At 70.6% G+C, this 10,623-nt stretch carries 12 protein-coding genes; 4 read left to right on the top strand and 8 right to left on the bottom strand.

The window, feature by feature from the left end; translation table 11 throughout:
- The 4 genes from ACFWV8_RS20665 to ACFWV8_RS20650 form a co-directional block, all read right to left on the bottom strand.
- A partial coding sequence (locus ACFWV8_RS20665; protein WP_384203999.1) for an esterase-like activity of phytase family protein occupies positions 1-410 on the bottom strand: 410 nt, incomplete at its 3' end.
- Positions 411-498: 88 nt separating this feature from the next.
- Positions 499-1,116, bottom strand: coding sequence for an ABC transporter permease (locus ACFWV8_RS20660; RefSeq protein ID WP_384203997.1), 618 nt, complete (start codon positions 1,114-1,116; stop codon positions 499-501).
- 78 nt (positions 1,117-1,194) lie between these two features.
- Positions 1,195-1,884 (bottom strand): TetR/AcrR family transcriptional regulator, encoded by a 690-nt coding sequence (locus ACFWV8_RS20655; protein ID WP_384203994.1) that lies wholly within the window; start codon positions 1,882-1,884, stop codon positions 1,195-1,197.
- Positions 1,877-2,920, bottom strand: coding sequence for a medium chain dehydrogenase/reductase family protein (locus tag ACFWV8_RS20650; protein ID WP_384203991.1), 1,044 nt, complete (start codon positions 2,918-2,920; stop codon positions 1,877-1,879). Before ACFWV8_RS20650 ends, ACFWV8_RS20655 begins: the two co-directional genes overlap by 8 nt.
- A 109-nt stretch (positions 2,921-3,029) precedes the next feature.
- On the opposite strand from ACFWV8_RS20650, the gene ACFWV8_RS20645 reads away from it, so the two are divergent.
- The 3 genes from ACFWV8_RS20645 to ACFWV8_RS20635 all read left to right on the top strand — a co-directional run bounded on the left by ACFWV8_RS20645 (position 3,030) and on the right by ACFWV8_RS20635 (position 6,359).
- The gene (locus ACFWV8_RS20645) at positions 3,030-3,707 is read left to right on the top strand and encodes a TetR/AcrR family transcriptional regulator (protein WP_384203988.1); all 678 of its coding nucleotides are present in this window, start codon (positions 3,030-3,032) and stop codon (positions 3,705-3,707) included.
- A gap of 209 nt (positions 3,708-3,916) precedes the next feature.
- On the top strand, positions 3,917-4,150 hold the full coding sequence (locus ACFWV8_RS20640) for a hypothetical protein (protein WP_384203985.1): 234 nt from the start codon (positions 3,917-3,919) through the stop codon (positions 4,148-4,150).
- A gap of 541 nt (positions 4,151-4,691) precedes the next feature.
- On the top strand, positions 4,692-6,359 hold the full coding sequence (locus ACFWV8_RS20635; RefSeq protein WP_384203983.1) for a hypothetical protein: 1,668 nt from the start codon (positions 4,692-4,694) through the stop codon (positions 6,357-6,359).
- A gap of 71 nt (positions 6,360-6,430) precedes the next feature.
- Here ACFWV8_RS20635 and ACFWV8_RS20630 read toward each other — a convergent pair whose 3' ends face one another.
- Positions 6,431-7,273, bottom strand: a complete 843-nt coding sequence (locus tag ACFWV8_RS20630; RefSeq protein WP_384203980.1) for an oxidoreductase — start codon at positions 7,271-7,273, stop codon at positions 6,431-6,433.
- 66 nt (positions 7,274-7,339) lie between these two features.
- Between ACFWV8_RS20630 and ACFWV8_RS20625 the strand changes: the two genes are divergently transcribed.
- Positions 7,340-8,023, top strand: coding sequence for a DNA-binding response regulator (locus ACFWV8_RS20625; protein WP_384203977.1), 684 nt, complete (start codon positions 7,340-7,342; stop codon positions 8,021-8,023).
- A gap of 18 nt (positions 8,024-8,041) precedes the next feature.
- Here ACFWV8_RS20625 and ACFWV8_RS20620 read toward each other — a convergent pair whose 3' ends face one another.
- The 3 genes from ACFWV8_RS20620 to ACFWV8_RS20610 all read right to left on the bottom strand — a co-directional run bounded on the left by ACFWV8_RS20620 (position 8,042) and on the right by ACFWV8_RS20610 (position 10,613).
- Positions 8,042-8,629, bottom strand: coding sequence for an O-methyltransferase (locus tag ACFWV8_RS20620; RefSeq protein ID WP_384203974.1), 588 nt, complete (start codon positions 8,627-8,629; stop codon positions 8,042-8,044).
- 91 nt (positions 8,630-8,720) lie between these two features.
- Positions 8,721-9,287 carry a snapalysin family zinc-dependent metalloprotease gene (locus ACFWV8_RS20615; protein WP_384203971.1) on the bottom strand — a complete coding sequence of 189 codons (567 nt, stop codon included), beginning with the start codon at positions 9,285-9,287 and terminating at the stop codon, positions 8,721-8,723.
- Positions 9,288-9,398: 111 nt separating this feature from the next.
- Complete coding sequence (locus ACFWV8_RS20610; RefSeq protein ID WP_384203968.1) at positions 9,399-10,613, bottom strand: serine hydrolase domain-containing protein; 1,215 nt, start codon at positions 10,611-10,613, stop codon at positions 9,399-9,401.
- Positions 10,614-10,623: the final 10 nt, after the last annotated feature.

The raw sequence follows: 10,623 nt of genomic DNA, 5'->3' as shown, positions 1-10,623 counted from the left end.
GTCGCCGTGACGCCCTCGAAGCCCTGTCCCGCCAACCCCGCCGCGACATCCGCCGGCAGCGGGACGACCTGGCGGGTGTTGCCCGCGCTGTCGAGCCGGACCAGCTTGTTGCCCGCGCCTGTCGTGCCCTCCACCGCGAGCCAGAAGCCGCCCTGCTTACGGGCGTGGATGCCCTCCGCGTCGTAACCGGTCGGTCGGCCGTCCGTCCCCTTGACCGTCAACGACCGTGCGACGACCGCCGGTTGGCGGGCCGCGTCGGGCCGGTTCTGGAAGACCGGGTAGGTGGCGGTGCGGTCGAAGGCGACCGGCCGCCGCGAATCCTGGTGTGCGCTCGCCGCGCCCGTCCCGGCCAGCAGACCGGCGGCGACCGCCACGGCTACGAGCGCGGCGCAGGTTCTCTTCGGGGGCATTGTTTCTCCGTTGCGGGACAGTGGGAGGCAGGATCGTCCCACCCGCGCGCGAGCACGGAACGGCGTCCGGATGAACAGCCGCGGAAGGTCATCGGGGGCGGTACGCGGCGAGCCGGCGGTCTTCGAGGACCGCCGCGACCACGTACGCGCCGCCGCCCGCGAGGGTGAGGACCCAGTAGAGGCCGGGGGTGCCGAGGAAGAGCGCAGCCGTCGAGGTCAGGGCCAGCCAGACACCGAGGGTGTAGTGGAGCGTGTTGCGGCGTACGGCGCCTTCGGCCAGATAGAGGAGGCCGACGACGAGACCGGAGCCGGTGGGCCAGAGCACCGATTGCAGGTCGGGCAGGTCGAGGCTGTTCGTCAGCCCGGTGATGGCGAGGAACAGCGCGGCGAACGCGACCACCCAGGACGCGCCGAGCAGCTTGCCGGAGAGTATGTCGGGCCCGGTCGCGGCGCGTTGGGCGCGGGCGGCGGCGAGGGTCGCGTTGACGGTGCCGGCCGCGAGCCCGATTCCGAGGAGCGTCATGGGCAGCCAGCCGGGCAGGGCGAGCAGGGGGTCGCTGCCACCGGAGACGGCCGCGGCGCCGTGGCCCAGTACGTAGGCGAGTCCGAAGCTGACGTATGTCGCACGGTTGTCGACCTCGCCCGTACGGGGCGCGCCTGCCGGGGACTTGGGCGTGGACGGTGCGACGGCAGTGGCAATGGACATGGTGGAGACCTCCGGAGTCGAAGTGCGGTGGGGTGCGGTGGGATGCGGTGGGTTTCTGTCCTGTCCACCGGACAGGACCTACGCAAGCGGCCCGCTTCCCAGCCGCCCGATGCGTGACAGCGAGGCCACGAAGGGCCGTACGAGATCGGCGGGCCACGGGAAGGCGTGGGCGATGCTGAGTTGGTGGGCGAGTCCGTGCAGGCCGAGCCAGAGCGCGAGCGCGTCGGCGCGGGGATCGGTGCTGGTGGAGTGCCCGGCGGTGACGCACTCGGCGAGGGTGTCGGCGAGGACGCGCAGCGCCGGCCCGCCCAGAGTGGCGGGGTCGTCGGTGGCCGGGAGTTCACCGGACATCGCGCGATAGCGCTCGGGATGGGCCGCGGCGAAGTCGAGATACGCGAGGCAGGCGGCGTAGAGCCGGTCGCGAGGATCGTCCCCCGCACGCGCCACCGCTGACCGGAGCCGGCCGGACAGTTCGGCGAAGGCTTCGCGGACGATCGCGAGCACGATGGCCGACCGGTCGGGGAAGTGCGGATAGATCGACGGGGCGGTGATCCCGGCCCGCCGGGCCACGGCCCTCAGCGTGACGGCCCGTTGGTCGCCGCGGTCGAGCAACTCGGTCGCGGCGGCCAGGATGTCCGTACGGAGGTTGCCGCCCTGTCCTCGGCGGTTCCGCGAGTGCGTCCGCGCCTTCGGCTCAGCGAGTGCGTCCGCGGGTTCCGCGAGTGGATCCGCGCCGGTGGAGTCGACGGCGCCGATGGCGTCACGCATCCGGGACGAGGATGACCTTGCCCGCGACGGTGTGGGACTCGGCGAGCGACAGCGCGGACGCGACCTCGCTCAGCGGGATCCGCGCGGCGATCTGCGGGGTGAGGACGCCCTCCGAGACCAGCCGCAGCACCTGGGTGAGGTCCTCGCGCAGCCGGGCACGGAAGGTCGCCGGGCGACGCCGGCCAGCCCAGAAGTTGTAGAAGTGCGCGCTCTTGCCGTTGGGCAGGTAGTTCCAGGCGAGGAGCCGCGCGAAGACCTTCAGTACGGGCAGCTGCGAGTTGCCCTCGTCGTCCTTCGTCGCCGCGCTGCCGTACGAGACCAGCGTCCCGCCCTTGCGCAGCAGCCGCCACGACCGCACCAGTCCGGCGCCGCCGACGTGGTCGAACACCGCGTCCACGCCGCCCGGGGCGAGCTCGGCGATCCGGCCGTACAGGTCGGGGTCGCGGTAGTCGACCGGGGTGGCTCCCAGCTCACGTACCGCCTCCTGGTGGCGGGCCGACGCCGTACCGATCACCGTGATCCCGGCGTGGCGGGCGAGCTGTACGAGCGTGGAGCCGACGCCGCCGTTGGCGCCCAGCACCACGATCGTGCCGCCGGAGCGGACCTTGGCCATCCGGTGCAGCATCTGCCAGGCGGTGATCCCGTTGACGACCACGGTCTCGGCGGCGACGGCGTCCACGTCGTCGGGTACCGGGAGCAGGTCATCGGCGTCGAGCAGCAGATGGCTGGCCCATGCGCCGGTCTTGGTGACGGCGGCGAAGCGGCGTCCGGGCAGGGCGGTGTCGACGCCAGGGCCGGTCGCCGTGACCGTACCGACCACGTCGTAGCCCGGTACGAAGGGGAAGGCCGGCTGGTCGTAGTACTTGCCGCGGCGCATCTGCTGCTCGGCGAAGGAGACGCCGGTCGCGTCCATCCGCAGGACGACCTGACCGGCGGCGGGGGGCGGCAGCTCACGGCTGTGGACCTTCAGACCGCTCGGCTCGACCTTGCCGGGCAGGACGATCTCGGTGACGTCGGTGGTGACGGTGCTGGTCATGGGGGGCTCCTCAGGGCTTCGCTCGTTTGCTTACGGTCGTAACACTACAAGCGTTAACTTGAGCCCGCAAGAGAATCCGACGATAAGCTTCGCGATGTAAGGTGACAGGGTGAAGAAGACGACAGCGGAAGCGGATACACCGGCGGAGGAGTCCGCTCCACCGAAACCCGCCCGCGCGCGCAACCGCCGCGGCGAGGGCGGGCGCCTGCGCGAGGACATCGTGGCCGCCGCGGTGGAACTGCTCGACGAGTCCGGCGACGAACGCGCGATCACGCTGCGCTCGGTCGCCCGCCGCGTCGGCATCGCCGCCCCGTCGATCTACCCGCACTTCCCCGACCAGCCGGCCATCATGCTGGCCGTCGTGCGAGGGGAGTTCGCCGACCTGCACAGAAATCTGCTGGCCGCCGTGGAAGCGGTCGGCGACGATCCGCGCGAACGGCTCTACGCCGCCTGCGACGCCTATCTCGACTTCGCGCGGCTTCATCCCGGGCGCTACCGCACCATGTTCGGCGGCCTCTGGCAGCCGACTCTCGGGGACAGCTCCCTGACCCACGACGATCTGGCGACGCTCGGCTCGGACACCATGCAGTTGATGGTCGACCTGTTCGGAGACTGTGTCGCCGCAGGAGAAGCCACCAGCACCGACGTGTCCAGCGACGCTGTGGCGCTCTGGCTGGGCCTGCACGGACTCGCACACCAACGCGCGGTCTCGCAGGCGTTCCCCTGGCCTGACGACATCGCCGACCGCATCATCACGACGCTCGCGCATCTGACCCCACGCACCTGACGCGCACCTGAACGACGGAGAACCGACGGGCCCAAGTCGCGGGTTGGGCCCGGAGCTGGGCCTTGGGGCCCATGCCCGGGAGGGTGTGCCGCCGTATGTTTCTCATGTCGCCAGCGAGACCGGCCAGGAGGAAGTCGGAAGCGCTGGGGACACCAAAGACTCGTACGAGTCGGCCGGAAGACGGCCGGCCGACACACAAGGGGAATCACATGTCGAACGTCACGCTGAAGGCCGCCACCAACGCCAAGCTCTACGTCGGCACCTGGGCGAACACCGCCGTCTCCGCGATGAAGCGTCGCAGCGACAAGGGCCAGGGCGCGGTCGAGTACGTCGGCGTCATCGTCCTGGTGGCCCTGATCATCGCCGCGATCGTCGGCTCCGGTGTCGCGGACGAGATCGCCGGCGGTCTGTCGGACAAGGTCGCCGAGATCCTGGGTGGCTGATCCTCGGCCGACCCCCACCGAGTAGGCGAGACAGGGCAGGCGCGGCACCATCCCCGGCCAGGGTGGTGACGACCCTGCCCCTCTCTCGTTTTCCGGACCACAGTGCCCCCCACCCTCTGCCCCGACCGCCCGAACGACCGGCGGTCGGGGCAGAGTCATGTGCGGGGGCAGAGTCATGTGGTCTTACGGGCGGGCCGCCGGCGCTACGACGTCGGGGGCCCGTCGGTCCCGTAGGGCCCTTTGGGCCCGCCCGGACCCTCAACTGACCGCCGGACAGGACCGACCCGCGATCAACGCGCGATCAACCCGCGACCGTGCCTCGAACGGCACCCCGGCGTCGCCGTCCGAGGCGGCGGAATGCCCGGTTCGGTAACTGCGGGCGTCGTCAAAGGTGTTGCCGGTCAACCAGAAGATGAACACCTCCCGGATCGGCCCTGAAGGAGCCACCGGTGGGTCCATGGACCCTGCCGAATGGGCCCTGACCAGTCCTTACGCTGCTCGCGCTCGGGGGCGGAGACGACAGCGCGAGGTGGGAGAACAGATGAAGAAGGGCCGCAGGTTCCAGTGGTGGCAGTCGCGCACGCACACACACAGATGGCGAGATCCGCGGCACCGTGACAGAGGGCAGAGCGGCGCCGAGTACGCCGCGGTGTTCGGAGTCGTGGCCGCGATCGTCGCCGCGATCGTCGGGCTCAGTGTGCCCGCCGAGACCGGGACCGGGCTGAAGAGCGCGGTGTGCCGGGTCATCCACCCGCTCAGCGACGCCAAGGCGTGCGCCACCGGCGACTTCGCGGACGGCGGTGAGGGCGGGGGCGAGGGCGGGGGCGGCGGCGGGGACGAATTCGTCCCGAACGGCGACCCGTTCGAGCCCACGAGGTGTCTGCTGGCCCAGGACCAGACGAAGACCACCGTCGTCGTCCAGATCTTCTTCATCAAGATCAGCAGTTCGGAGACGGTCAAGCTCCAGCAGTGGTCCGACGGCACCGTCACCCTGGAGCGGATCACCGAGACCGGCGGCGGTGTCACGGCCAGCATCTCCGCGGGCATTAAGGGCCTTGAGGACTGGGGCGGCAGCGCCAAACTGAGCGGCACCTATCTCGCGGGCAGCGGCAGCGGCGGACAGTGGCTCTTCTCCGGCAACAAGACCGGCGACACCCAGAAGGACCTTGAGCTCAACCTTGAGGACGCCAAGCAGTTCACCGAGTACCTCAAGGCCCAGGACGAGTGCAACAGCAGGCCCGCCGGCCCCCGTTCCTCCGAACTGGGCGCGATCTGCGGCTACCACGCGAACAAGAAGAAGCCCGACCTGCCGCCGGAGAAGGCACCGGACGTCGACATCACCAAGACCTCCATCGAGGCGTCGGGCAACGCGAACTTCGGCGGAAAGTTCAAGAGCAACGGCAAGAGCGGCAAGGACTCCAAGGATCTCGGCAAGATATCCGGCGAACTGGCCAACGGCACGATGACCGAGGACGTCGTCGTCATGCGGTCGCACAGCGGACCGAACGCCGGAAAGATCACCTTCGTCTACACCTTCAGCGTCAAGGGCGCGGCCGGCGCGGGCGGGATCGCCACCGGCGAGCGGATGCAGCAGGTGGCGGTCACCTACGACGCGGCGACGTACGACCAGGAGGAGGCGGACGGCAAGTCGCACCGCCCCGAGAAGCTGGTGGTCACCACCAGCCAGGAGGCCGGAGAGGGCGGCGGCGTCAAGGTCGAGGCAGGCGCCAACGCCGGTCCCGTGACCATCGATGTCGGTGGCGGCGGCGGATCCACCAACTCGCGTATCCACACCGAGACTTCGGAGCTCATCCTCGACAACGACGCCGACAGCACCGTCGTCGAGGACTGGCTGCGCGGAAACGGCGACCCGGCGAAGAACCCGCTGCCCTCGCCCACGGACTCGGCCAAGGTGCCCGGTCCCGACGCGAGCCCGCTCGAACGGCTCCTGCACGACAAGGCGAAGCTCAGCCGCCTCGACTACAACGCCAACACCGACTGGTGGAACGCCTCGCTGGGCATCGGATTCGGCATCTCCGCAGGGCAGTTCACCCTGGGGTTCAAGCTCTTCGGGATCGACATCACGCACGAGGAGAAGTCGCAGACGATCACCGGCAATCCCGAGTACGCCACCGGCCCCAAGAGCGGCGGCGCCCGCCCGTGGGTCGACTGGAAGAACTGCAGCAAGATCAAGCCCATCCCGACGTAACGGTGCCGGGTGACCGCCCCTCGACATCCGTCGGGGGGTGGCGCCCGTCGGCCTCGCGATCAGGCCCGCCGTCAGCCCCGCAGCTCGGCCAAGTCCCCCTCGCCGAGCGTGAGACCGTCCGCCCCGAGGTTCTCCTCCAGGTGATCGACATTGCCCGTCCCCGGGATCGCCAGCACCGTCGGCGAGGCCGCCAGCAGGGCGGCGAGCGCCACCTGCGGGGTGGTCGCGCCGATGCGGGCGGCGACTTTGTCCAGGCGCGTGGTGTCGAGCGGGTTGTGCCCACCGCCGAGCGGGAAGTACGGCACGTACGCGATGCCCGCCTCCTCGCACTCCGCGAGCAGCGCCAGATCGTCCAGATACTCGTTCTGCACCGCCGTGACGGGTGCGACGGCCCTCGCCTCCGCGAGCTGGGCGGCATCGACGTTGCTGACGCCCAGATGTCGGATCAGCCCCTCCTCACGGAGCTCGGCCAGTACCGCGAACCGTTCGGCGATCGACTCGCCACCCGGTCCGTGCGTCGCGCCCACCCGCAGATAGACCAGGTCGAGCCGGTCGAGACCGAGAGCGCGCAGATCCCCCTCGACCAGCCCGCGCAGCCGACCGGGCGTCGCCTGCTCGGTCGGCACACCGCTCGGCCCGAGCAGCGGGCCGACCTTCGTCGCGATCACCAGGTCGTCGGGGTACGGCGTCAGCGCCGTACGGATCATGTCATTGGCCCACACGTCCTGGCCGCCGTAGAAGCCGGCGGTGTCGATGTGGTTCACGCCCAGCTCGACGGCCCGCCGGAGCACGGTGACACCCGTCGCCGTGTCCCGCATCGGGCCCCCGAAGGTGCCCCTGGCCAGGCGCATCGCGCCGAAGCCGAGCCGGTTGATGGTCAGGTCCCCGCCCAGGGAGAAAGTCTTGATCGTCATGGCTTCATCGTGCCGCCGGCCACGGAGCCCGGCGAGTCCGTGGCAGCTTGCTGCCAGACTGGTGGAATGCGGAACGAACAAGTGTTTTCAGTACAGGGAGACGCCGAGCTCGTCGCTCGTGCCGGTCATCTCTTCGAATCCGCGCAGACCGAGTTCGTGTGCGCCGCGCGGGACCTCGACACCTGGTCGCAGCCGGAGGCGAGAGCGGGGATCGCGAGGCGGATGGGCGCCTCCGGCTCCCCCGGCCGCCTCACGGTCCGCAAGCTGCTCAGCCCGGTCGCGCTGGCCGACGAAGGGGCCAGGGCGCATCTTCGGGAGGTACGGAGCCAGGGCGCCCTCGTACGGATCAGCGGCTCGCTGCTTCCGCACGAGACGATCCTCATCGACCGGCGGGTGATGATCCTCGCCGGCCGGGAGACCCCCGCGTCGCCCACCGGCCGCGAGTACACGGTGACGACGTCGGAGACCCTGGTCGAGGGTGTCCACTCGATGTTCCGGGCGATCTGGGACACCGCCGTCGATCTCGACAGCTATCTGCGCGGCGATGTGCCGCACCTCGACGCCGAGGGCCGGGTGATCCTCGACGCGCTCGCCTCGGGGCTCACCGACGAATCGTCGGCCAGGCGGCTGGGGGTCTCCCTGCGTACGTACCGCCGGCGCGTGGCCGACCTGATGGCCGGGCTGGAGGCGGGCTCCCGCTTCCAGGCCGGGCTGCGGGCGGGCGAACTGGGGCTGGCCCGCCGGCCGTAACGGTCCGGTCCGGGGCGCTCAGGGGAGACGGCGGGCCGCGACGACCGCCGAACTCGCGGGCGTGGTCAGTACTTCGGTGGCTTCCAGCGCCGGATGCGTCAGATAGAAGACGCGGAGCTCGTCCACCCGGCCCTCGAAGCGGGGCGGCCAGTGGGGCGATGGGGTGAAGTCGTCCAGGATCAGCAGGCCACCGGGGGCGAGCAACTCGACGACTCTCCCGGGGTCGTCGCGCTTGCCGCCGCCGTCGCAGAAGAAGACGTCGAACGGGGCGTGCCGCTCAAGCAGCCGCCAGTCTCCGGTCATCACGCTGACGCGCTCGTCGTCCGCGAAGACGCCGGATGCCCGCCGGGCCAGTTCCTCGTCACGCTCCACGGTGACCAGGCGCGCGCCCGCGCCGAGGCCGCTGTGCAGCCAGGCGGTGCCCACTCCCGAGCCGGTGCCGCTCTCCGCGACGACCCCGTCGGGTTTCGACGCGGCGGCCAGCCTGAGCAGCCGGCCCACCTCGGGGAGGCAGCTCTTCGTGAACCCCGTCTCGGCGGCGATACGTTCCGCGGCCACGACGCGGGGCGGGACCGTACGCGCCGCCGACTTTCCGTCACTGATCACCACCGCACGGTAGCGCCGTACGCCCCGGAGCGCGACGGGCACTCCGGGGCGTACGGGCAGTCGTGGTCGGGCGGTGTCGTTGGGCCGGCGATCAGTCCACGATCATCGTGTTGAGCGGTACCGAGCCCGCCGTACGGGCGAACGCGCCGCCGAAGTAGCCCTCGACCTCGGCCTTTTCGGCCGCGTTCGGGTACGGGTTCTTGCACGAGGTGCCCGCGCTGGAGCCGGACATCAGGCTGGTGCACGGGCCGGGCTTACGGTCCGGGAGGCCCAGGATGTGGCCCAGTTCATGGGACGAGATACGGATCGTGTCGTGGCCCTCGTTCACCGCCTGGCGGCCGATCCAGACCGTTCCGTTGCCCAGCGACGTGGTGAGGGCGCGGGGCCAGCCGTTGTCCGCCAGGACCTGGATGTTGGCGCGCTGGCCGGCCGCGACCGGGCGCAGTTCGACGGCGTCGACGCTCTCGTTCCAGATCGCCGCCCCGCGGTCGACCGCGGACCTGAACTCCGCGGAACCGCCCGCGTCGTAGGTGACCACCCGCGCGGCGGCGACTCTGTCCTGGGCCGCGGCCGGAGCCGCCGTGGCCTGGCCACCCATCAGGGAAAACGTCACAGCCAGTGCGGCGACGAGCCCACCGGTCAGCTTACGGAAGTGCATGGTGTGCCTCCTTGGGGGGAGAGACAGTCGTGAACATGACACGAGTTCCCCTGCTCACTGCCCAGCGGCGCCCGGCATCAATCAGTCAATCCAACTGCCGTCCTACGCGGGCTACTTGGTGCGGCCCGCGCAGAGCTGCTTGTCGATGAGGTCGCTCGTCGCGTAGATGGAGCCCGGCATCGAGCCGTCGCCCGTGGCCTCCAGGATCACGACGCGGCGGCCGTCCGGGGTGGCGCCGGTGCGGGTCGCGTAGCCGGGGAGGTCTCCGGCGTGGCTGTAGTAGCCGCCGCCGCAGGTCAGCGGGAGCCGCATCAGGCCGAGACCGTAACGGGCGCCCGGCCAGGCCTCGTCCAGCTCGGTGGCCCGTACGGTCGTCTTCATCTCCTTCAGCTGGGCGGGCTTCAGCAGCCGGCCGCCCAGGAGCGCCTGGTAGAAGGTGGTCATGTCGCCGGTGGTGCTGATCATCGCGCCCGCCGCGCCGGCCGCGCTCGGGTTGAACTCGGTGATGTCGATAGCCGGAGCGGACTCACCGAAGGCGGAGTAGCCCTTCAGATGGGAGCCGGGGATACGGGAGGAGGTGGTGGGTGTACTGGTGTTGTGCAGGGCCAGGGGGCGCACGATGCGCTTGGTGACCTCCTGCTGCCAGGTGTGGCCGGTGACCTGCTTGATGATCATTCCGGCGAGGGTGTAATTGGTGTTGGAGTACGACCAGTTGGCGCCGGGCTCGAAGTTGGGCGCGTGGCGCATTGCGATGCCCACGAGCTGCTCGTCGGTCCAGGTGGTGTAGCGGCCGGCCTCGTAGGCGGCGATGCCGGTCAGTGCGGGGAAATCGGCGGTGTAGTTGAACAGGCCGCTGGTGTGGTTCAGCAGCTGCCGTACGGTGATCCCGCTGCCGTCGTTGCCGTTGCCGGACACGAGGCCGGGGAGATGGTCCTCGACGGTGTCGTCCAGCGAGAGCCGTCCCTCGCCGGCCAGTTGGAGCAGGACGGTGGAGACGTAGGTCTTCGTCGCGCTGGCGATACGGAACTTGTCACCCGGCCGCGCCTTCCGGCCCGTCTCGGCGTCCGCCACCCCGGCCGTCGCGTACTGGACTCCGCGCGGCCCCGTCGACCGCGCGAGCACACCCACGGTCCCGGTCTTCTGGACGGCGTCCACCTGCCGCTGAAGCGCCCCCTTCACCGACGAACCCCCCGACGACCCCGGCGTCGGGTCCGCCTGTTGCGCCGCGGTCGCCGCCGGCACCGCCACACCCAGCGCGGCGAGCGCGGTGACGAGCGTCGTGGTCAGCACACGGGAGGTGGTCCGGGTGAAGGTCTTGGTCGCCATGGTCCGCCGG

The sequence above is a fragment of the Streptomyces sp. NPDC058665 genome, from assembly GCF_042714995.1.
Lineage (GTDB): Bacteria > Actinomycetota > Actinomycetes > Streptomycetales > Streptomycetaceae > Streptomyces.
Note: the sequence above shows the minus strand (reverse complement) of the source record. Positions and strands in the feature narration are given on the sequence as shown.